The organism is Mesorhizobium sp. M0227 (assembly GCF_040321855.1).
Lineage (GTDB): Bacteria > Pseudomonadota > Alphaproteobacteria > Rhizobiales > Rhizobiaceae > Mesorhizobium.
Map to the genome: position 1 here is coordinate 377342 of NZ_JAMYSJ010000002.1, position 22117 is coordinate 399458.

The following is a 22117-nucleotide window of genomic DNA, read 5'->3' on the forward strand; positions in this document are numbered from 1 at the left end:
GTCACCCTCACACGATGCCGAAGGCGAGGCCGATGCCGATCGCCGCGCAGGCGGCACCGGCAGTACGGGCCAAGCCGCGGAACCGGATGCCGAGACCGAGACCGGCGGCGATGCCGGTGGCATGCAGCAACAGCGTGGCGATGGCAAAGCCGGCCATGTATTCAAGCCCGCCGGCATTCTCCGGCACCTCGGTGCCATGCGCGTGGCCGTGGAACAGCGCGAACAGGCCGATGATGGCGACGCCGGCCGAGACCGGCAGATCGACCGCCAGCGCCACCAGCAGCCCGAGCGCCACGATTGAGGCCAGTATGCCGGGTTCGACGAAGGGCAGCGGCATATGCAAAATGCCCAGCGCGCCGCCGACCAGCATGACACCGACAAAGGCCGCCGGCCAGGCAAGAACCGCCTTGCCGCCCTTGATCGCTGCCCACAGTCCGACCGCGATCATCACCGTCATGTGATCGAGCCCGGAAAGCGGGTGCATGAAGCCGGCCGTGAAGGAGGAGGCCGTGCCGATGCCGACATGGGCATAGGCCGGCATGGCAGCGGCCAGCAGCAGGATCGCCGACAGGGAGAGGCGTTTGGCAGGGATCATTCTATTGCCTTTCGTTTTGCTCGGTCTGGTGTTTACGCCGCCTTGCGGGGGCCGCAGCCTTCGGCCTTGAGAACGCGTTTACTCGACGCCGGGTATTTCTTCAGCATCGCTGCCGGGCGGATCGGCCGCGCCGAAAAACCGCCGCCGCAATTGGGGCAGATGCCGCCCAACACCTGTTCCACGCATCCGGCGCAAAAGGTGCACTCGAAGGTGCAGATCAGCGCATCCGTCGCCTCGGGCGGCAGGTCCTTGTCGCAGCATTCGCAGTTGGGACGCAGCTCCAGCATCCTGTCCTCCTCAACGGATCGGTTCGTGCACGGTCACCAGCTTGGTGCCGTCGGGAAAAGTCGCCTCGACCTGCACGTCATGGATCATCTCGGCGATGCCTTCCATGACTTGCGCGCGGCTGACGACATGAGCGCCGGCTTCCATCAGTTCGGCGACCGGACGGCCGTCGCGGGCGCCTTCGACGACGAAGTCGGTGATCAGCGCGATCGCTTCCGGATGGTTGAGCTTGACGCCGCGTTCGAGCCGCTTGCGCGCCACGATCGCCGCCATGGCGATCAGCAGCTTGTCCTTTTCCCTCGGCGTCAGGTTCATGCGTTTCCCTGGATTGGTAGAGACAGGCCTATAGTGACCATAATTTGGGCAGCCCCGCCCTTCCGTTGAGCAATTCGACGAGTGGAACCAGCCGCTGGCGCAGCCGGTAGCCGTCCCCGGCGTAGAGCCTCGCAAGAAGCTTGCCAGATTTCTTCACGCACCAGGCGCTGGCGCTGCCTTGGTCGCCGACGATCTCCAGAACCTGGTCGAGCAGGGCCTCGGCGCGCGGCGACACCAGAAGCAGCGTCGCCACCGCGATCGCGCCGCCGGCAACGGCCGGGCGGTCGAGCCTGGCGGCGATATCGGGTCCGATGCGGAAATCCTCGGCATGAATGAGGGCGCCATCCTGGCGCACGCGCCAGCGGTCATGGAAGTTGCCCTGCGTGGCGCGCTCGCCCATAGCCAGGCGACCGAAGACGGCGGCTTCCAGCACCAGCGCCTCGGCGCCGACGGCAAGCTCGACGTCGAGCGTGCGGGCAAAGGCCGCCCGGTCGAAGACGATGGTTTCCTGCGGCAGCCAGGCGATGCGGCCGTTTTCCCCGACCGACAAATTGACCCGCACTTCGGCACGGTCGGATGCCGCCCGGTAGATCTTCTCGCAGGCCTGCGTGGTGATCGATGCCGAAGCGGCCGCGCCGACATCCACGTCCCAGGCGATACGGTCGCCGCCGGTCATCCCGCCGGCGGTGTTGATCAGCACCGCTTCGAGCGGATCGGCCGAGACGGCCGGCATTCTTATCTTGGCGGCGCCGTCCTGATAGAGGCGCCGCAGGCGCGTGCGGCCCTCACGGAGCGCGCAGGAAAGCCGCGCGACGCCCGCAACGCGCTGCGTCGAAATCCCGCCATGTTCGCCCATATCCATGCCTGCACGTTAAGCACTCCGGCGGCTTTGTCGATATGGAGTTCGATATAGCTTGTTGCTTGACAACGTTTCGGTTTCTATAGAGGGAACCACCTTGGTACGGTCATGCTGCGCTTGGCGGGGGTATTAAACGACGACGGCGGCTTGATACCAGGAGAAAAAGGGGCGCTGCTCAGTTGGCGTCGGGAAACGTCGAGATAGTGGGGAAGGAACCGAATGGCCGACCAGCTGGCAACGGATATCATCGCGAAGATCAAGGCTCATGCCGAGCCGGGCGGCGAAGAAATCACCACCACCACCGAATTGACCTCGCTTGGCATCCATTCGCTCGAGCTGACGGAGATTATCTTCGATCTTGAGGAAGAGTATGGCATCGAGATCGAGATGAACACGGTCGACGCCTGGAGCAATCTGAAGAATGTCGGCGACATGGTCGAAGCTGTGCGCGCGCTGATCGCGAAAAAAGCCTGAACTGAATGCGGCAGCGCGTTGTCATCACCGGCATGGGCGGCATTTGCGGGCTCGGCACCAGCGCGCCCGCGATCTGGAACGAGATGCGCGCCGGCCGCTCGGCCATCGGCCAGATCACAAGTCCCCAACTGCATGATTTGAAGGTCAAGGTCGGCTGCGAAATCAAGGCGCTTCCCGATCACGGCATCGACCGCAAGCAGACCGTGTCGATGGACCGCTTCAGCCTGCTGGCGACGATCGCAGCCAGGGAAGCCATGCAGCAGGCCGGCCTGACTTCGAATGAAGCCACCACCTATCGGATGGGCACCGTCGTCGGCGTCGGCGTCTGCGGCTGGGAGGCGATCGAAGAGAGCTATCGTGCCATCCTGGTCGAGGGCAAGAACCGCGCCGGTATCTTCACCGTGCCAAAGGTTATGCCAAGCGCGGCCTCCGGCCACGTCAGCATGAGTCTGGGCCTGCGCGGCCCGGTCTTCGGTGTCACCTCGGCCTGCTCCTCATCCAACCACGCCATCGCCTCGGCCGTCGACCAGATCAGGCTTGGCCGCGCCGACGTGATGGTCGCCGGCGGCACCGATGCGCCGCTGGTCTGGGGCATCCTGAAGGGCTGGGAAGCATTGCGCGTGCTGGCGCCCGACACCTGCCGGCCATTCTCGGCCGACCGCCAGGGACTGTCGCTCGGCGAGGGCGCCGGCATGGCGGTCCTGGAGACGTATGAGCATGCCATGGCGCGCGGCGCCACCATCCTTGCCGAGGTCGCCGGCGCCGGCCTCTCCGCCGACGCCTCCGACATTGTCGCTCCGACCGTCGAAGGGCCGACGGCGGCCATGCGCGCCTGCCTGGCCGATGCCGGCTTCAATCCCGAGGATGTCGACTACCTCAATGCCCATGGCACCGGCACCAAGGCCAACGACCAGATCGAGACGGCAGCGATCAAGCGCGTCTTCGGCGACCATGCCTACAAGCTTTCGGTGTCGTCGACCAAGTCGATGCACGCCCATTGCCTGGGCGCATCGGGTGCGCTGGAGATGATCGCCTGCGTGATGGCGATCCGCGAAGGCATCGTGCCGCCGACGGCCAATTTTCGTGAGGCCGATCCCGATTGCGACCTCGACGTCACGCCGAATGTGCCGCGCGAGCGCAAGGTGCGCGCCGCGATCAGCAACGGCTTCGCGTTCGGCGGCACCAATGCCGTGCTGGCCTTCAAGGCCGTCTGAACGCAAAGGCCGGGCGCGCGATCTGCCCCAAGCAGGCCGTTCCGTTGACTGTTCGCGCGCAACGAAACCCTTGCACGCCATTGATCGTGCCGTGCGCCGCGTCTAATCCTTGGCCGACCCGCCAAAACCGCGCCGCTCGGCGCGAATCCTCATTCAGGAGTTTCCATGGCCGACCTGTCCGCCTTTCCGATCGCAACGCGTTGGCCGGCCAAGCGTCCGGATCAGCTCCAGCTCTATTCGGCGACAACGCCGAACGGCGTGAAGATTTCGATCGCCCTGGAGGAACTCGGCCTGCCTTACGAGCCGCATTGGGTCAACATCGGCCAGAACGAAAGCTGGACACCGGAATTCCTGTCGCTCAACCCCAACGGCAAGATACCGGCGATCATCGATCCGAACGGTCCGGACGGCAAGCCGATCGGCCTGTTCGAATCCGGCGCCATCCTGCTCTACCTCGCTGAAAAGACCGGCCTGCTCATGCCCATCGATGCTGCGCGCCGCTACGAGACCATCCAGTGGGTGTTCTTCCAGATGGCCTCGGTCGGGCCGATGTTCGGCCAGGTCGGCTTCTTCCACAAATTCGCCGGTCGCGAGATCGCCGACAAACGCCCTCTGGAGCGCTATCGTGACGAGTCAAAGCGACTGCTCGGCGTGCTCGACGGCCGGCTGAAGGGGCGCAAGTGGATCATGGGCAATGACTACACCATCGCCGACATCTCGCTGCTCGGCTGGGTGCGCAACCTGATCGGCTTCTACGAAGCCCGCGAACTCGTCGGCTTTGACGATTTCGTCAATGTCTCGCCATGGCTGGAGCGCGGCCTGGCGCGGCCGGCGGTGCAGAAAGGCCTGACCATCCCCGCCAAGGGATAGCCGAACCAGCCTCCGAAGCGCGGCTATTTTGCCTTCGCTTTGGCTTTCGAACCGCCTTTGCCCATGACGGAAGCAGCGAGCGACGCAGCACCTCGGGCGGCGACCATGACCGCGCCGGCAGCGACGTTGGCCGTCGCCTTGGCCGTGCGCATCGCGCTGCCGCTCACGGAGTCGCTGGAGCTTGCGGGCTTCTTCGGCTTTGCGGCTTTCGGCGCGGCTTTCGCTGCGGTCGGCACCACTTTCTTCGGCGCTGCCTTGCCGAAGGCCGGCTTGGCGTCCTTCGAACGGGCTGTCATCGCCGGGCCGGCGCCGGCCTTGGATTGGGTCGCCTTGCCCTTGGCGGGCGCGGGCTTTCTTGCCTTGATTGCCATTGGACCGAATCCCTCTTTTGGCATAATTGCCGTGTCGGGATAACGGCCTGAAAGTCTTAAGGTTCCCCTTGCGCAATCCGTCGAATCAAGCGGAAAGGCCGATCACCAGATCGGCAGCCCGGCGCCGCGCGAGCACGCGTTCGATGTTGGGCAGGTCGTTGGACGCGATCCAGGCGCGCGCATCTTCGTCGGAGCGGCCATGTCCGTGCCAGCGCTCCATCAGGCGGCGCTCGAGTTCGTTGCGCGGCACGTCGACGAAGATCGAGAAATCGAACAGCGGCGCCAGCCGCGACCACGGCTCTTCGTCGAGCAGCAGGTAATTGCCCTCGACCAGGATGAACTTGGTTTCCGTGGCGACGATCGAGGCGGCGGCGCGCGACAGCTCCATGCTGCGGTCGAAGACCGGGATGGCGATATCGGCTTCGCCGGCCCGGATACGCTTCAGCAAGGTTTCGAAACCGGCAAAGTCAAAGGTTTCCGGCGCACCCTTTAGGGTGCGCAAGCCGCGCCGCTCGAGCACGGCGTCGTCATAGTGGAAGCCATCCATCGGCACGACTTCCGAAGCACCTTCGGGCAGCAGTTCATGCAGCCGCGCCGACAGCGTCGACTTGCCGGAGCCTGGTGGCCCGGCAATGGCCACGATGAAGCGGTTTGCCTTGCCGGCACGCTTGAAGATGGTGGCGGCGAGATGGGCGATTTCGGACATGAGAGCCTCTCTGGCAGGAGCTTCAAATCCACCATGTTCCGCATGATGATTTCGGCCACATCTTGGCGGCAGTTCACGGAAATTTCAAACCCTGCGGCCGCGCAATCCCATCAAGCGGGCGCAGGCTGGCCAATGCGCAGGAAATCGCTGTCGAAGGGAACCTCCCGCGTCGCGCCACCCGTCACCAGTCGTATGCGGCCATCCGCCGTCGTGATCGCCTGTGGCGGCTCGCCGCCGGCCAGCGGAATGGCGCCGATGACATGGCGAAAGGACACGCTTTGGCCTTCGCCCAGTGCAAAGGCGGTCGCGACCCCTTCGCGCTTCAGCCAGTTGTCGCCGATCGAGGCGGCATGGCCGACGGCGGCGCGGCCATCCTCGATGCCGAGCACGCCCAGGTGGCGACCGCTCCAGGGCGCGTAGTCGCGCCCGCCATTACTGAGCCACAGCATGGTGATCGGCAGTTCGGCCGGGTTCTTCAGCACCAGCACCAGATCGTCTTCGGCCTCTCGTGCAAGCGCGGTCCAGCCCGGCCCGCCATGATCCGCCTCGACCAGCGTGAGGAAATCCTCGCGGCGGTCGTCCATGCGGTATTCCGTCAGGTCGAGCGTACCGCCGCCGGCGGCGGGGAATTGGCTGAGATCGGCGGATCGTGCCGGATAGGCCAGCAGGAAGCGGCCGCGCGCGGGATCCGGCTCCAGCGGGTCGTCCAGCGTCGCCGCAAACCGCTTCGGCGAAAAGGCCAGCCTGCCGCCGCCCGTCATCGCCGTCATCGGGTGATGCGCGACCGAGATGGCACCATGGCCGCCGGAAAACGCATGCTCCTGGTAGAGGAAGGGATGGCCGTCGCGCAGCGTCAGGATCTTGTCGACGCTGGCACCCATCACCTTGTGCCGCAGGCGGTAGACCGCGCGCCAGCCATCATCCGTCGCGGCACTTTCGGCGATGTCCCAGGCGCTGTTGGCCGGCCAGCCATGCAGCGGCGCTTCCTCGACATCGCTGCGCGAAAACGGCGCGCAGAGAAAATCGCCGGACAGCCGAACCGTACCTTCCGGCAAATTGTCCGGCAGCGTCTCATTCGCATCGACCCAGGGCGCGCGGTGCAGCGGCTTCAGCTGCCGCCCACCACCCTCGACGACCATGTCGGCGATGTGGCCGACCGTGAGGTCGAGCGAAACCGAAATTCCTCGGGCCTTGATGGTCTGGATGGTCATCGCGCTCTCACCGATTCTGCAGGCGCAAACTGGCCTGTTCGGCGGCACTTGCGCAAGCACCGCGACAGGCATTTTGCATCAGTTCTCACCCTCCCACATCGCATATGGATTCTTTCGAAGAGGACCCCCACCCTAACCCTCCCCACAAGGGGGAGGGAACGCTGTCGCGTGCCTGAATTGTTCTTTCTTTGGCGCCGAAAAGACAGGCGACTAGCCTGGGTCGGCGCCAACGGAAGTCTCCCTCCCCCTTGTGGGGAGGGGTTAGGGGTGGGGGTCCGTGCCGGGCAGACATCTCAAGAATTCCACGTGCGATAGCCCTCCCCACAAGGGGGAGGGTGAGCGCAGCTACTGCCGCTTGTATTCCCGCACCGGTGACTTGGTGCCGTCGGTGTAGGTGACCTGCACCGACATCGATTTCACGCTGTCGGCGACCTTGAAATAGGGCTGGTAGTCGTAGGGGATGGCGTAAGGGTCCTTCTTGTCGCAACGCGGCATCTTGATCTCCTTGTCGAGCGCCGCGCCGTTCAGGCTGTAGTGCACCTGTTTGATGGCGCAGCGGTAGGACAGCATCTGGGTGAAATAGACCAGCCCGTGATTGCCGCTGGCATCGAAGGCGATCCACGAGGTCCAGAACTGGTCGAGGATCTGCTTGTTGCCCTGCTGGAGTGCCGCCTCCGGGTCGAAGCGGATGTCGAACGGGCCGGTCTCGCGGCCCCTGATGTCGAGATATTTGATCGCGATGATGCCGGCCACGGTGCTGTCGGGCATCTCGAAGCTCGGATTGGCCATCGGCTTGCCGGTGGTCTGGTCGTTCATGGCCAGGAAACCGGTGTCGGTGAACGGACCGCTGTCGCCCATGCGCCACGAGATGGCGGTCGCCGGCTCCGGCAGCGAGATGGTCATCGACCAGCCCTGGTTGGAGCGCATCGGCGTCAGCGAAGGCACGAAGCGGGCGGGATCGAGCACGTCGGCAAGCGCTGCCAGCCGGCTGCGGCTGCGGTCCAGCCAGTCGGCCAGCTGCGTCTGGTCGACGAAATATGTGAGCAGCCCGCCATCCTTCTCGTAGGACGTGAACTTGGTCAGCGCCTTGGCCTCGTTGCGCTTGTCGGCCAGCGTCTGGGCGCCGAGCCGGTCTTCGGAAAACTCCTGCGCCAACAGGAAATAGGCCGGCGCGAAATCTGGATTGGCTGATATGAAGGCGTTGAGCTTGTCGACGCGCTGGGCGTCGTCGAACTGCTGGACATGCACCAGCTTGATCGACAGCGCCTTGCCCTTGTCGGCAAGCGCGCCGAACACTTCGCGGGCGCCGGCCTTGCCGTCCTGCACCCGAAGCAGCGTGGCAAAGCGCGTGTAGGGGTCGATGGCGTCGACGTCGAAACCGGCAAAGGCGAGGTAGGAGCGCCGTGCATTGAGCATGTCGCCGGAAAGCTCGTATACGCGGGCATTGTGGTAGAACTCGTCCGGCCGCTTCGGCTCGGCGATCGCCCCGCCTTGTACGGCCAAGGCGGCAAAGCCCTTGGCAATGGTGTCGATCGAGGCCGCGATTTGCTGCGTCGTCGCCTGCAGCTTCTCGGTCTGGGCCTGCTGCTGCGCCTGGCCGGCGGCCAGCGTCTCGGTCTGCTTCTTCACCTCTTCGGTGGTCTTTTGCACTTCCGCCGTCTGCTGCGTCTGCTGCTGCTGGGCGTTAGCGATCTCATCGGTCTTCTTGGCCACCGTGGCGGTCGACTGCTTGACCTGTTCGACCGTCTTCTGCGTCTGCGTGACGGTCTGCTCGATCTTGGCCACTTTTTCGGACACGATTCCTATCGACTGCTGCAGCCCGGCAATGGCCGGCACCAGGCTTGCGATCACCCCGTTCTGGGCGTTGGTCTGCTGCTGCAGGCCGTAGACGCCGCCAGCGACGGCCGCCGCTGTTGTGGCGAAGATCAAGGCCGGCAGTGCTCTGGCCGCCAGCACCAGCCTGAGCACGATGGCAATGGCGATGATAATTGCGGCCACCGCGGCGATCAGCGCGATATAGGCGGCGAACGGCGCCAGCGGATTGAGGATGTCGGATACCGCACCCCCGATAAAGGCGACGCTGCCGGCCCATTTGCCGGTGCGGCTGAGCGATGCCCTGATAAGCGAGGGCGCAGCGCCCCCGGCCCCGATATTCGTCATGCCAAGCCCCCAAGCCCTGAGATACCACGCCCCTTCCCACGGGAAACGCGGCCCTGGCAAGGAAAGACACGGGAAAACCGGCGTTTTCGGGGCGGCCGGCAAGCTTGCGAGGCTCGACAATCCGGGGACTGTCAGACATTAACCAAATGGACGCATCACTTGCGTTACGTTAGCTTCGTCTCATCTCCGCAACAGCCGACCCCAGAACAGTCCAGCCCTTGTCCAATACCCTTCCGCTCATCCCGAGAGTTTTTGCGGCACTGGCCCTGCTGGTGCTGCTGGCCGGCTGCTCGACCACGACGCCGCCCGACAGCGTGCTGGCCGTGCCGGCGCCAGCGCAGAAATATGCGGCCATCGTCGTCGACGCCAGGACCGGCAAGCAGCTGTTCGAGGTCAGCTCGACGGCGCAGCGCTACCCGGCCTCGCTGACCAAGATGATGACGCTGTATCTTTTGTTCGAGGCGCTGGAGTCCGGCCGCGTCAGCAAGCAGACGCAGATCCCGGTGTCGGACAACGCCGCCTCGCAGCCGCCAACCAAGCTGCGCTTCCGGCGCGGCGAGAGTATCGACGTCGATTCGGCGATCCGCGCCATCGTCGTCAAATCCGCCAACGACGTGGCCGTGGCGGTCGGCGAATATCTCGGCGGCTCGGAGGTCCAGTTCGCCGCCACGATGACATCCAGGGCGCGCCAGCTCGGCATGACCAGCACCACCTTCCGCAATGCGTCGGGCCTGCCCGACGACAGCCAGATGACGACCGCGCGCGACATGGCGGTGCTCGGCATGGCGCTGCGTCAGCGCTTTCCCCAGCAGTTCCACTATTTCTCCGAAAGCGACTTCATGTTCCGCGGCCGGCTGGTGCGCGGCCACAACGACATGCTCGGCCGCGTGCGCGGCGTCGACGGCATCAAGACCGGCTACATCAGGGCCTCGGGCTTCAACATCGTCACCTCCTACAATGCCGACGGCCGCAATCTGATCGTCGTGGTGATGGGCGCCGACTCAGCCCGCCAGCGCAACGACCATGTCGAAGCGCTGATCCAGCGGAGCCTGTCGCCGACCATGGACGGCGCCAAGACCAGGCTGATGTTCGCCGAGCAGTAGTAGGCCGCGGCGCGATTCGCGCCGGGGCGCCCGGTGGCGTATAGGAATTTTTTCTTGACTCGATGAGGGCAGCTACGCTACTATTTTGGGTATGGTGCTGAGTCGCGCCAATTGACCCACTGGAAACGTGACCCGCCCGCAAGGCGGGTTTTTTGTTGCCCGCCGCCGTGCAGAACCTTGTGCACGTTGGCGGGACAGCACCCCCTCTGTCCTGCCGGATGTTCGTCGCTCGGAAAGCCAAGCAATTGGCTTTCCGCCCGCTGCGCGGACCGCTCCTCAACCCCCGCAAGGGGGGAGATCAGCGGCTTCGGCGCTACGCTCACTCATGTGACGGTGGAAATTGGCGAAAGCCGGGATGACAGCCAATCTCCCTCCTTGCGGGGGAGATGTCCGGCAGGACAGAGGGGGTGATTGGCGCAAACATCGGGCAAGTTCTTCCTGCTCCGCCCGTGGATGACGTAGTTGAGGCTTCGGCTAATTTCGAAACGTCTCCACCCGCCCTGAAGGGCGAGCCGCCAGCAGCCGCATCGCCTTCTCCGATCAAAACCACTTGTCCGGCCTGCGAAATCCGTGCCCGGCGCTGGCTATGCGCCGCCACCTCTGTCTATCGTCGCCCAGCATCAGGAGCCCACCATGAGCACCGTCCCCAAAACGCCCGAGCAACCGGCCGACAATCAGAACGACAGTGGCGGCGAATATTTCGAGGCGCCGATCATCGGTGAGCTTGAGGCCGATCCGGTGTCGGACGAGCACTTCGAGACGCCCGAAGTGCCGGACTCCGAACCCGCAGGCCCAGGCGCCCAACGCGGCAAACCGAAGAAAAAGCCGTCGGCCATATCGGGCCGCAAATTCCGCAAGCGCGATCTGGTGCGCATCGACACGCTGCGCCCGAGCCTCGCCGACCGCATCCGGTCGGACCATCCCGACCTGCCGGCCGGCGCCCGCATCAGCCGCGCCGAGCTCGGCCGCTACCGCATGCGCTACATGGAGGAGCTTCTCCAGCAGGAGCACGGCGAATTCTCCGAGCTCGACCGCCAGGTGGTCGAATCGATTGCGAGACAAGACACCATTTCCGAAAACTCGGAAGAGGAATTCGAGGAGCACCGGACGTTCGCGGACCGCGTCTCCGACAACATGGCTTCCTTCGGCGGCAGCTGGTGGTTCCTGATCTCGTTCGGCAGCGTGCTGCTGGTCTGGATCGGCATCAACCTGATCGCCGGCATGAGCGCCGCCTTCGACCCCTACCCCTTCATCCTGCTCAACCTGCTGCTCTCCTGCATCGCCGCCATCCAGGCGCCGATCATCATGATGAGCCAGCGGCGGCAGGAGTCCAAGGACCGCCTGCGCTCCTTCAACGACTACCGCGTCAACCTCAAGGCCGAGCTGGAAGTGCGCCATCTGCACGAAAAGCTCGACTACCTCATCTCGCGCCAATGGACCCGCCTGGCCGAAATGCAGCAGATGCAGCTGGATGCGATGCACGAACTGGCGGGTGCGAAGAAGCCGAAACGGGCGGTAAGAGGGCGGCGGGCGGTGAAGAGTGAGGCGGGGTGAGGAGTGGTCCGCGCAGCGGACGGAAAGCCAATTGCTTGGCTTTCCGAATGACGAACGCCCTGAGCCTGCGAAGGGCGAAGCGGGACCCTCATAGGCCGTAGCCAGGGCGCACCGAGCCAAGTCGCTGCGCCAATCTCCAATTGCCCGTTGAAGCCTGCGCCTGCTTCCGCTAAGAAGCCGTGACTTGCCGGTTCCACCGGCTGGTTCGTTTTCCGGATCACCGGGAAGCACCCGTAGCTCAGCTGGATAGAGCGCTGCCCTCCGAAGGCAGAGGTCACAGGTTCGAATCCTGTCGGGTGCGCCAAGTGTCGATGGTCCATTTCAGACCAAGCTGGGCACTGTGTCTTGTGGTGGCAGCTTTGCGCTCCATGTCAGGCAGCACGACACCCTCGATAGGCTCTCAAAGCAGACGTTCGCAATCGCGAAGCTATCTTGGCGACACAGTTGAAATAAAAGGTGGGTTTGTATCCAGAGATATCAGTAATTTCATAGATCGTCAGGGCGTATGACGGGTGAAGGTAGAGTCCTTGATCTTGAAAAAGACACGCGCCTTGTTGTTCGGATTTCGAATTATACGCACGTGGTGCTGTCCATCCGGAAAAAGCTTGGGCTCCAACTGATTGTTGCCGAGAAAGCCCTGCCGGCGCTCGATCTTGTCAAGGATGTCCTGCTGATATCTCGTGATAAGCATCGATTCATGAACGACCATAGTTTCTTTGCCGTTGTACCGGGCGAGATATTCGATCAGGTAGGTCGGCAGGGCAGTTTCGCCAACGACCTTTTGAATGGCAGTCAACGTCGCGACCGAGTGAGGCGCCGTGCTGGCCACTGAGTCGAGCGCGACATCCCAGTCAAACATAGCAAAAGACATTTCGCCCTTGTCGACCTGTACTGTGGTTTGGTCGATGCTAGAGGGTGCTGCTACCGCGATACGCTTGTCGCCGACCCACGCCGGCGCCTCCAACTTATTCTCAATCGACTTCAACGAGAGTCGGTGGAACACGAAACAACGCTGCCAATCATTGTAGAGATTTTGGGGGATGGAAAGTTCAAAATGCTCGAGGTATTTATTTCGGGCGCCGAACATTCTTGCCCGCTGGATATAGGTATCCTGCTGAAGCCTATGGGCAACGTCACGTGTGAAGAACATCGCCAGCAGATTGTCAAATGTCACGCCCCGCGAAACAACGTTTCCACCCACATAGAATGTAAAGGGCGAACTGGGTTTTGTGGCGCTACCAGTCAGGGCATTTCTATCTCGCGTGCTATTAAGGACAAAAAGCCGGGAGCGCGATATATTGGTGATCACGTACTTAGCCAAATCATTGGCCGAGTCCTTTGGGTAGAGTTTCTGAGCGACGTCGAAAGCTTCCCTCGCCAGGGCTTTAAAAATAGGCCCATTATTGATGCGAAGATCCTGGATCAACCTCTCAATTGTAGCCGTGTCCACTTCGTGCTGGGCCTTCTTGCCGCTGGTGTGGAACAACATTGAATAGTTGTCTTGGACGGTGCCTTGGTTGAGATGGGCAACCGTGACGCAAAACCGAATGATGGCCGTGCGAGCCTCAGCTTCGGTGCCACCATTGGCGAGCCAGACTCTGCGATACCCAACTGATGCCTGTAAATTTTCAGGGAAAAAAGTATCCTGGCCAGTATAGTAGGAGTGAGCTGGAAACCGAACCCAATGCTCTGGTTTGTTGTCGAATGTATGATTCAGGTTTAGGCGCGCCGGCGTCGCCGTCACGCCTATGTAGATGCCGTTTCGGCCAATTAGTGTATCGATATATTCGTTGATCGGTGTCTTGCCCCCGATGTTAACCTTTGAGTTAGGTGACGCAAAATCGGCTTCGTCATCGATAACGACAAGCGACTGGACGCTTTGGCCATTTTTGCGGGCGTCATCAATTGCTTGCAACAGATTGGCCAGATTGCGACCATTCTTCTTGCAGAAAATAATTGCCTCGCTGTCGAACACACCCTTCTTGATCGCTTCGACCGAATTCATGGGGGCTGGGGAAAGACCGGACGATCCAAAGCGCTCAAGATTCTGAGCAAGGAGGTCCACGCTGTCGTTCATGAGATGAATGATGACTTTGTGGCCGACGTCCAGCAACTTCGCCGTCAGGCAGATCATCATCTCGGTTTTGCCGCTTTGCGGGTCTCCGTAGATTACAAACGCGGTCTTCCCGCCGCCTGCCAGATTGTTCAGTCCATCCTCCACCGCAGCCTGGACGAATTCCGTCTCCAGGCCCTTGTCCCTCATAATCTGCAGCTGGCTTTCGTAGCGATCTTTGAGGGAGGCAGCCTCGGTGATTGCGGTCAGATCGAACATTTCGTTGTCCACAAGAATCTCCAAGAAATATTAGGAATTGCGCTAATTATTTTTCACGGGGCGCGAATAATCTGTCAACGCACCGGATATATATCCGAGAATTTTGCTTTAAAATCGTGCAACTTGAGGGTCAGTTGAGGTTTGGTTTGCGGAAGGCGAGAATGACTTCTCGTCTCATACGCTTCTCTAGCTGATTAGAAGTCAGTGGCAGATATCGACTGGCCTCTGGTAGGTCTCGCTCTACACGACTGTGTACCACCAATCCGGATTCTTCCCCAGCCTTCATCACAGCACCGGCGTTGTCGATGTAGACGCCACGCAGGCATGAATTGCCAATCACGAATGTCGTTTGTCCGTTCGGTTTAAGCACGCGCGCAACCTCACCCATCAAGCGACGTAGGTCTTGAACATATCGGTCTATCATGTTGCTAAAGCGAGAAGGCAACTGCGCCGTAGTTCCAATTGCAGCCCGCACGCGCAGGAACTCCTCAGCGTCATCCGATCGATCCGGACGCCGTTCCGCACCGATGCTATCAGACCTGATGCTGCGCAACTCCCGCAATGAATGTCCGAGCCAAACAAGAGCCAAGCGGTGACCTCGGAGATAGTCGATGGCGTTCAAATATGGTGGGGATGTGAACACCGCGTCGATCGTCTCGTCGCCTATGTCGGACATCGACCGAGCGTCTCCCCGGAACACGCCAACACCACCTTTGGGTGGCTCAGCCTGAAGTTTCTTGGCTATCGAGGAGGCGGCCAGTTCAAAACCGCGCCAGACGTCGAAGTTGGATGTCTCAGAAACCTTGTGCGGGCGGCTATGGGAAACATCTCGCGCAAGCGAGGCCCCATTGTCCTTGGTCACAATGATTCGGCTAAGCGCTAGGCTGACAATGTCGAGTGCCGCCGCGTCGTTTCCGGTAAGGTTCTGCTTGCGGTAATGATTGAGAACTGCAGCTATTTTTCGCAGATGACCTCTCTGCTGATCTGCAAACCAAAAACGGGTGAAAGCCTCTGTTTCGGCATCGATCCAGTCTAAATGGACTTCGTCTGGAAGAGTGCGTGCTTCAATGAGCACTTCTGCGGCGAATGCCTGGGACACGTCGTCAGCCTGCGGCGACGTCCAAGTGCGGGTCATTAGCACCGCCAGTGGATCCATATCTAGGCCGATCGCTCGCAAGCCGTTGTCCGACGCCTGCCGACAGACTGTTCCCGAGCCGGTCATGGGATCGAGCACGACGTCTCCATGATTCAGTCCGGAAAGGCCATGGAGGGCCAGTTCAGGCGCCATACGGGCAGGAAATGGATGTATCGGTTTAGCCACAGAGAATCCTAGCGCTTTTGTGCCTCACATTTCCATTGGAACACAAATCATTGGAATTCTGAAGTATTAGCAAGCACGAAATTTGGGCTCATCCTGAGAATAGTGTGGACGGCCCATCCGTCGCGGTCACCAACTGCGTATGAGTGCGCAAGCAAGGACTAGACTGATCCAGCAAAGTCAGCGACCAGAAAGCAAGCCAGGTCGGGCGTGGACCGTTGAGTGCCATGTCAGGAACCTTTCCGAAGACTGGCTGGACAATCACATCTAGGTAGCCTGTCGACGGATGAAATATTCCACGCCGGCCTTTTATCCAGTCCATGGCTCCCGGATCGGAGCTGGCTGGCCAGCCGAGCCGCCTTCAGCCCGCCACCGCCCGCACACTCTCCCGCTCCACCAGCGGGCACTCCAGCTTCGTAATCGGATACCGCCCCCTCCCAGGCGCCGCCGGCGCCTCCAGCTGCTCGATCGCCCATTGGCCCATCGCCATGTGCGGCAGGATCGAGGTGGTCAGCGGCGGGAAGAGGTGGCGGGCGATTTCCTCGTCGTCGTAGCCGACCACGGAAATATCCCCAGGAATGTGCAGGCCGGCTTCCTTCAGCGCTTCGTAGCAGCCGATCGCGGTGCGGTCGTTCTGGCAGAAGATGGCGGTGGGCTTTTCCTTCAGCGCCAGCAGCTTGACGGTCGCGGCGTAGCCGGCGCTGGCCGACCAGTCGCCCTCGACCACCAATTCGCCGTCGAACGGGATGTCGGCGGTGGCGAGCGCGCGGCGGTAGCCCTTCAGCCGGTCTTGTGCCGCCTGCATCCACGGCTCGCCGGTGATGGTGGCGATGCGGCGGTGGCCGTGGCTGATCAGGTGCCGGGTCGAGCTCTGGCCGCCGGCGATCTCGCTCGGCACCACAGCCGGGAAGGCGTAATCCGCCGTGTAGCAGTTGAGCAGGATCACCGGGATGTCGAGGCCGTAGAGGTAATCGGGCGCTGATATCTCGCGGGTGAAGATGGTCATGTAGATCAGCGCCGAAATGCCCCGCTTGGTGAGTGCGGCGATGGCGCGCGGCTCCATGACGGAATCGCCCAGCGTCTGCGCCACCAGAAGCACGTTACCGGCGTTCCACGAGGCCTGCCGCGCGCCCTCGATGGCGACCACGGCTTCCGGGCTGGTGGCGAGCTGGTCGACGGCAAAGCCGATCACCCCGTCGAGTCCTTCGAAGGCGGGCCCCTCGAAGGCAGGCAACGCCGGGTGAAGCGCCTCGAAGGCGGGCGCGGTGTAGCCAAGCGTCCGCGCGGCTTCGATCACCCGTTCGCGGGTCTGCTGCGACAGCTTGATCCCCGGCGAATTGTTGAGCACGAAGGAAACGGTCGCCTGCGAGCAGCCGGCGGCCCTGGCGATATCGATCATGGTGACGCGGCCCTTGGCGCCCTTGGCCGGCGCCTTGCGCCGCCTCGCTGTGTCGCTGGCCCGATCCGTCGTCTCGCTCATGGCAAATCCCAGTCTGGCAGGCCGGTCAGGCCGGCAAGATGGCGTGACGCCATCGATGCATAGAGATAACGTCAACGCCGTTTATAACTATTAGTACGCCGGAGGTCCATCCGCCGTGGATCTCCATACAAGCCAAAACTCAAAGGGTGAAAGGCTTGGGCTGCGGCTCAGCGGTGACCACGGCTCGGCGGCGGGCACACTGCGAAACCCCGGCATTGGCTCGGAACTAATACTGTTTACTAATACAAAAATGCGCTGTACCGTCAATCCGTCGCGTCCGGCCGGTCACGTCCGGGGCGGCGGGAGAGTACGAAAAATGGCCCGGTGGCGAGCGGATCCTACCTCCGCAAGCCTTGTCTCGGATATGTGATATGTCAGACAAATCGGACTATTTACGAACGAAGGATGAGTCTCTAAGGTCCATGATCGTGGCTGGAACGACGCCATTCTTTCGGTGCCGGGAACCCCTTTGAGGAGGAGGGCGTCCACGCTGCAAACGGCAAATCAGGTCAGTGCAAGATCGGCCGGTCCAACGACTGAGCCAAACGGGAGGTTGAACATGAAATCCTTGATACGAACTGCATCCGTAGCCGCGACCGCGCTGCTGCTTGGCCTGTCGGCCACGGCCATCGCGCGCGCCCAAGACAAGCCGACGCTGGCCTTCGTCGTCAACGGCGCTTCCGATTTCTGGAAGGCCGCCGAAGCCGGCGTCAAGAAGGCGCAGGGCGAACTGCCCGACTATACGCTCGAGCTCAAATATCCCGAGCAGTCCTCGGTCGCCATCCAGCAGCGGCTGATGGACGATCTGGTCACCGCCGGCGTCAAGGGCATCATGGTCTCGGCTGTCGATCCCAAGACCTCGACCGACGGCCTCAACAAGATCGCTTCGGAAACGGCGCTGTTCACCACCGACTCGGACGCCCCGCAGACCAAGCGCGTCGCCTATATCGGCTCGTCCAATGTCGATGCCGGCAAGCAGGCGGCCGAAATCGCCAAGAAGGCGATGCCCGATGGCGGAAAATGCCTCGGCTTCGTTGGCCTGCTCGGCGCCGACAATGCCAAGGAGCGCATCCAGGGCATGAAGGACGGCCTCGCCGGAACCAAGATCGAGCTGATCGACGTGCGCGGCGACGACATCGACCAGGCGCGCGCCAAGAAGAACGTCGAGGACGCGCTGGTTGCCAGCCCCGACGTCACCTGCATGGTCGGCTTCTACTCCTACAATACGCCGCGCATCTATGAAGCGCTGCGCGACGCCGGCAAGCTCGGCTCGATCACTGTCGTCGGCTTCGATGACGATCCGATCACGCTGGGCGGCGTCAAGGAAGGCACCATTGCCGCCACCGTCGTGCAGCAGCCCTTCGAATGGGCCTATCAGGGCATGAAGCTGATGGCGGCCTATCTCAAGGGCGACAAGTCGGGCATCCCGGAAGGCAACCTCATCATCATCCCGACCAAGATCATCGGCAAGGATGACGTCGACGCCTACGCCGCCAATCTGAAGGCGATGGCCGGAAAATAAGACTTGAAGCAGTTCAGCCGGCTCAACGTCGCTTGGGCCGGCTGCTCGCATTGACGAACCGCACGCGGATCGTCAGTCTGCCAAAAAGTCGGCCCGCCAATCGCTGTCAGGCATGATGAATTATTCCGACACATCCATCGCAGCAACGACGCCGTTCCTCAGCCTCGAGAACGTGCGCAAGACCTATCCGGGCGTCGTCGCGCTCGACGGCTTCTCCATGGAGGTCAGGCCGGGCGAGGTCATCGGCCTCGTCGGTGAAAACGGCGCCGGCAAATCGACCTTGATGAAGATTCTCGGCGGCGTCACCAAGCCGGACAGCGGCACGATCACCGTCGACGGCACCGCGCATGACAGGCTCTCCGTCGAAGGCAGCCTGGGTTCGGGCATCGCCTTCGTCCACCAGGAACTCAACCTGTTCGACAATCTCGATGTCGCCGCCAACATCTTTTTCGGCCGCGAGCCGTTGCGCGCCGGGCCGCTCAGGCTCGTCGACCGCGCCAAGCTGCGCACCATGGTGGCGCCGCTTTTGAAGCGCGTCGGCGCCAATTTTTCCGCCGACACGCCGGTCGCGACCCTGTCTCTGGCGCAGCAGCAGATGGTCGAGATCGCCAAGGCGCTGTCGATCGAGGCGCGGCTGGTCATCCTCGACGAGCCGACGTCGAGCCTGCCGCTCGCCGAGACCGACAAATTGCTCGACGTCATCAAGGCGCTGAAGGCCGACGGCATCAGCGTCATCTTCATTTCGCACCGCCTGCACGAGGTCGAGCGCGTCGCCGACCGCGTCGTCGTGCTGCGCGACGGCATGCTGGCCGGCACGCTGGGCAAGCATGACATCGGCCACGACCAGATGGTCAAGCTGATGATCGGCCGCATGCTGAAGGAGCGCGAGAAAGCCTCGGAGGCGGCGCGTGCGCCCGGCGCCGTAGCGCTTGCGGCCAAGGCCATTCGCACGCCTGCCTATCCCGGCCGCCCGGTCGATCTCGACGTCAGGCGCGGCGAAATCCTCGGTCTTGCCGGCCTTGTCGGCTCCGGCCGCACCGAACTGGCGCGGGTGTTCTTCGGCATTGACTCGAAGCTCGGCGGCGCGCTGGAACTCGACGGCAAGCCGCTTGCGCTGGCTTCCGCGGCGGATGCCGTCGCGCAAGGCATCTTCCTGGTCCCGGAAGACCGCAAGCTGACCGGCATCCTGCTCGACCTGTCGATCGCGCAGAACATTTCGCTGCCCAATCTGCCGGCGCATGCGCGCCGCTCCCTGGTGTCCTCAAGCGCCGAGACCGCCACCGCCGAGAAACAGAAGAAAGATCTCGGCATCAAGGCGCCTTCGGTGCAGACGCGCACCGGCACGCTGTCGGGCGGCAACCAGCAGAAGGTCGTGCTCGGCAAGTGGCTGGCCATGAATCCGAAGGTGATGATTCTCGACGAGCCTACGCGCGGCATCGACATCGGCGCCAAGGCGGAAATCTACGGGCTGATGCGGGCGCTCGCCGATGCCGGCGTCGCCGTGCTGATGATCTCCTCCGACATGGAAGAGGTGATCGGCGTGTCCGACCGCATCGCCGTCATGCATGAGGGCCAGATCTCCGGCATTCTCGACAAGGACCGGTTCAGCCAGGAAAACGTGCTGCTGCTGGCAGTGGGCAAGCAGCCGAAATAGTTTCTTGTTTGCCACGGGTTCCGGTCCGGAACCTTCCAGGGCGGGCATTGGGGAGAAGACGATGAGCAAGAAAGATCTCGGCCTGCTGATCCTGATCCTGGTGGTCGGGGCGATCGTTGCGATCATCAATCCGCGCTTCCTGCTTCCGATCAACCTCGCCAACACCTCGAACCTGATCGGCCTGTTCGGCATCCTGTCGATCGGCCAGGCCTTCGTCATCATCACCGGCGGCATCGAATTGTCGGTCGGCTCGGTGGTCGCGCTGCTCGGAACGCTATTCATCGACTTTATCGCCGTGCGTGGCATGGGATGGCCGGTTGCCTTCGTGCTCATCCTGGTGCTTGGCGCCATCATCGGCCTGGCACATGGCTGGCTGATCACAAGGCTCAAGCTGCAGCCCTTCGTCGTCACCCTGTGCGGCCTTTTGATCTACCGCGGCGTCGCCCGCTTCTACACTGGCGACGGCACGGCGGGTTTTGCGTTCGGCCAGAATTTCCCCGACCTCGAATTCCTCACCGCCGGGCGCTCTTATGGCGTGCCGAACAGTTTCATCGCGCTGATCGTTATTTCGATCGTCATGTGGGTGGTGCTGCACCGCTCGGTGTTCGGCCGCTATCTCTACGCCATCGGCAAGAACGAGGAGGCGGCGAAATATTCCGGCATCCGCACCGGCCGCGTCGTCATCGCCGCCTACGTCATCTGTGGCGTGCTGACGGCGCTGTCGGCGATCTATTTCGCCATGTACACGCGCTCGATCTCACCGGCCAGCCACGGCCAGTTCTACGAACTCTACGCCATCGCCGCAGCCGTGCTCGGCGGCTTCTCGCTGCGCGGCGGCGAAGGCTCGCTGATCGGCGTCATCCTCGGCACGGTGCTGCTGCAGGAGCTGCAGAACCTCGTCAACCTGCTCGGCATCCCGTCCTCGCTCAACTTCGCGGTGATGGGCGGCGTCATCCTCATCGGCGTGCTGGTCGACCAGCAATGGGGCGTGTTCCGGGAACGGCGGCTGATGGTCGACGCCACGCGCAAGAGCGCTTCCGGCGCGGCCGCGGAATAATCGCCCTGCCAAGACGCGCCGCGCGTTTGTCGGCGCCTGGCGGCATGAATGAAATGGTTGCGGCCTTGCCGCCCTTCTGCGATTGCGGGACGTCTCCACATCATGCCGGATGTCGGTGGCGGACGAGTGGCAAGCCATGAGAGCGAAACCTGAACTGTTGATGTTGAGGGCAGGGGCGCTTGAAGCCGAACTGGCGCCGCAAATCGGCGGCAGCGTGAGCGCGCTGCGCTGGCGCGGCATCGATCTCCTGCGCCGGCTTTCGGACGGGGATCGCGATACCGGCAATGTGCTTGGCGTGGCCATGTTTCCAATGACGCCCTACGCCAATCGCATCACTGGGAACGCTTTCGACTTCGGGGCGCAGCGCTGGCAGGTCCTGCCCAACAATCCGCCGGAGAAATTCAACGTGCACGGCAGCGGCTGGCAACACGCCTGGACTGTCACCGAGACAGCAGCCGCGAACGCGACGCTGACGCTGGACATTGCCGCCGGAGCCGAGCCCTATTCCTATCGAGCGACGCAGGCTTTCGCGGTCACCGAAGAGGGGCTGAGCGTCACCATTACGCTCACCAACACCGGACCGGTTACCTTGCCGTTCGGTTTTGGCCTGCATCCCTGGTTCGATCGCGATCCGGACGTGACATTGCAATTCGAGGCGAAGCGCTTCTACCTCGAAGAGCCGGATGGCATTTCCGGTGATCCGATCACACTTCCGCCCGAACTCGACTTTGCCGAGGACCGGCCTTTGCCAAACGGCTGGCGCAACAGTGATTACGGCGGCTGGAGGGGCGAGGCGATCATTCGTTTTCCAACCCGCGGTGCCGGCTTGCGGATCAAGGCCGACCCGGTCTTCAAGCATCTGATGCTCTACGCCGATCCGACAAAACCGTATTTCTGCGTCGAGCCGCAAACGAATGCCTCCGGTGCTTTCAACCGGGGCCGGTGGGACGATCCGGAGGAAGGCGTGATCGTGCTGGCCCCTGGCGAAAGTGCTGCCGGCACCGTCTTGTTCATGCCTTTTGCGCTTGAAGGCTAGC

At 62.5% G+C, this 22117-nt stretch carries 20 protein-coding genes and 1 tRNA gene; 10 read left to right on the forward strand and 11 right to left on the reverse strand.

Translation table 11 applies throughout. From position 1 onward, the window contains the following. Positions 1 to 7 precede the first annotated feature (7 nt). From NKJ00_RS05425 to NKJ00_RS05440, 4 genes are read right to left on the reverse strand one after another with little or no spacing between them, the layout of a single operon-like run. Positions 8 to 595, reverse strand: a complete 588-nt coding sequence (locus NKJ00_RS05425) for a HupE/UreJ family protein (RefSeq protein WP_128304229.1) — start codon at positions 593 to 595, stop codon at positions 8 to 10. A gap of 32 nt (positions 596 to 627) precedes the next feature. Further along, on the reverse strand, positions 628 to 882 hold the full coding sequence (locus tag NKJ00_RS05430) for a DUF1272 domain-containing protein (protein WP_027161066.1): 255 nt from the start codon (positions 880 to 882) through the stop codon (positions 628 to 630). Between the two features lie 10 nt (positions 883 to 892). After that, positions 893 to 1195, reverse strand: a complete 303-nt coding sequence (locus tag NKJ00_RS05435) for an urease subunit gamma (protein ID WP_015314510.1) — start codon at positions 1193 to 1195, stop codon at positions 893 to 895. 28 nt (positions 1196 to 1223) lie between these two features. Beyond that, on the reverse strand, positions 1224 to 2057 hold the full coding sequence (locus NKJ00_RS05440; protein WP_502897880.1) for an urease accessory protein UreD: 834 nt from the start codon (positions 2055 to 2057) through the stop codon (positions 1224 to 1226). Between the two features lie 216 nt (positions 2058 to 2273). On the opposite strand from NKJ00_RS05440, the gene NKJ00_RS05445 reads away from it, so the two are divergent. The 3 genes from NKJ00_RS05445 to NKJ00_RS05455 all read left to right on the forward strand — a co-directional run bounded on the left by NKJ00_RS05445 (position 2274) and on the right by NKJ00_RS05455 (position 4612). Then, positions 2274 to 2528 (forward strand): acyl carrier protein, encoded by a 255-nt coding sequence (locus NKJ00_RS05445; protein ID WP_013528393.1) that lies wholly within the window; start codon positions 2274 to 2276, stop codon positions 2526 to 2528. A gap of 5 nt (positions 2529 to 2533) precedes the next feature. After that, the gene (locus NKJ00_RS05450) at positions 2534 to 3742 is read left to right on the forward strand and encodes a beta-ketoacyl-[acyl-carrier-protein] synthase family protein (protein WP_128304230.1); all 1209 of its coding nucleotides are present in this window, start codon (positions 2534 to 2536) and stop codon (positions 3740 to 3742) included. A 165-nt stretch (positions 3743 to 3907) separates the two neighbouring features. Further along, positions 3908 to 4612, forward strand: a complete 705-nt coding sequence (locus tag NKJ00_RS05455) for a glutathione S-transferase family protein (protein ID WP_352553086.1) — start codon at positions 3908 to 3910, stop codon at positions 4610 to 4612. Positions 4613 to 4635: 23 nt separating this feature from the next. Here the strand turns inward: NKJ00_RS05455 and NKJ00_RS05460 are convergent, their stop codons facing one another. The 4 genes from NKJ00_RS05460 to NKJ00_RS05475 form a co-directional block, all read right to left on the reverse strand. Further along, positions 4636 to 4983 carry a hypothetical protein gene (locus NKJ00_RS05460; RefSeq protein WP_352553299.1) on the reverse strand — a complete coding sequence of 116 codons (348 nt, stop codon included), beginning with the start codon at positions 4981 to 4983 and terminating at the stop codon, positions 4636 to 4638. 85 nt (positions 4984 to 5068) lie between these two features. Beyond that, positions 5069 to 5689, reverse strand: a complete 621-nt coding sequence (locus NKJ00_RS05465; RefSeq protein ID WP_352610986.1) for a nucleoside triphosphate hydrolase — start codon at positions 5687 to 5689, stop codon at positions 5069 to 5071. Positions 5690 to 5799: 110 nt separating this feature from the next. Then, positions 5800 to 6900 carry a hypothetical protein gene (locus NKJ00_RS05470; protein ID WP_352610987.1) on the reverse strand — a complete coding sequence of 367 codons (1101 nt, stop codon included), beginning with the start codon at positions 6898 to 6900 and terminating at the stop codon, positions 5800 to 5802. Between the two features lie 345 nt (positions 6901 to 7245). Beyond that, positions 7246 to 9060 (reverse strand): methyl-accepting chemotaxis protein, encoded by a 1815-nt coding sequence (locus tag NKJ00_RS05475; RefSeq protein ID WP_352629046.1) that lies wholly within the window; start codon positions 9058 to 9060, stop codon positions 7246 to 7248. 218 nt (positions 9061 to 9278) lie between these two features. Between NKJ00_RS05475 and NKJ00_RS05480 the strand changes: the two genes are divergently transcribed. The 3 genes from NKJ00_RS05480 to NKJ00_RS05490 all read left to right on the forward strand — a co-directional run bounded on the left by NKJ00_RS05480 (position 9279) and on the right by NKJ00_RS05490 (position 12021). Next, positions 9279 to 10163: a D-alanyl-D-alanine carboxypeptidase family protein gene (locus NKJ00_RS05480; protein ID WP_352629048.1), complete on the forward strand. Its 885-nt coding sequence runs from the start codon at positions 9279 to 9281 to the stop codon at positions 10161 to 10163. Between the two features lie 633 nt (positions 10164 to 10796). Then, entirely contained in the window at positions 10797 to 11717 is a 921-nt protein-coding gene (locus tag NKJ00_RS05485; RefSeq protein WP_352629050.1) for a DUF1003 domain-containing protein, read from the forward strand. A gap of 227 nt (positions 11718 to 11944) precedes the next feature. Next, positions 11945 to 12021, forward strand: a tRNA-Arg gene (locus NKJ00_RS05490). Between the two features lie 192 nt (positions 12022 to 12213). On the opposite strand, the gene NKJ00_RS05495 is transcribed toward NKJ00_RS05490, so the two are convergent. The 3 genes from NKJ00_RS05495 to NKJ00_RS05505 form a co-directional block, all read right to left on the reverse strand. Further along, positions 12214 to 14049, reverse strand: a complete 1836-nt coding sequence (locus tag NKJ00_RS05495) for a Z1 domain-containing protein (RefSeq protein WP_352629052.1) — start codon at positions 14047 to 14049, stop codon at positions 12214 to 12216. 130 nt (positions 14050 to 14179) lie between these two features. Continuing rightward, positions 14180 to 15283: a hypothetical protein gene (locus tag NKJ00_RS05500; RefSeq protein WP_352629054.1), complete on the reverse strand. Its 1104-nt coding sequence runs from the start codon at positions 15281 to 15283 to the stop codon at positions 14180 to 14182. A 445-nt stretch (positions 15284 to 15728) separates the two neighbouring features. Continuing rightward, complete coding sequence (locus tag NKJ00_RS05505) at positions 15729 to 16847, reverse strand: LacI family DNA-binding transcriptional regulator (RefSeq protein ID WP_352629056.1); 1119 nt, start codon at positions 16845 to 16847, stop codon at positions 15729 to 15731. Positions 16848 to 17406: 559 nt separating this feature from the next. Here NKJ00_RS05505 and NKJ00_RS05510 point away from each other — a divergent pair. The 4 genes from NKJ00_RS05510 to NKJ00_RS05525 all read left to right on the forward strand — a co-directional run bounded on the left by NKJ00_RS05510 (position 17407) and on the right by NKJ00_RS05525 (position 22116). Beyond that, complete coding sequence (locus tag NKJ00_RS05510; RefSeq protein WP_352585697.1) at positions 17407 to 18369, forward strand: sugar-binding protein; 963 nt, start codon at positions 17407 to 17409, stop codon at positions 18367 to 18369. Between the two features lie 115 nt (positions 18370 to 18484). Then, positions 18485 to 20023 carry a sugar ABC transporter ATP-binding protein gene (locus NKJ00_RS05515; protein ID WP_352585709.1) on the forward strand — a complete coding sequence of 513 codons (1539 nt, stop codon included), beginning with the start codon at positions 18485 to 18487 and terminating at the stop codon, positions 20021 to 20023. 61 nt (positions 20024 to 20084) lie between these two features. Beyond that, positions 20085 to 21080: an ABC transporter permease gene (locus NKJ00_RS05520; protein WP_023810673.1), complete on the forward strand. Its 996-nt coding sequence runs from the start codon at positions 20085 to 20087 to the stop codon at positions 21078 to 21080. 136 nt (positions 21081 to 21216) lie between these two features. Then, entirely contained in the window at positions 21217 to 22116 is a 900-nt protein-coding gene (locus tag NKJ00_RS05525; RefSeq protein WP_031213037.1) for an aldose 1-epimerase, read from the forward strand. The last annotated feature ends 1 nt before the right edge of the window (position 22117 follow it).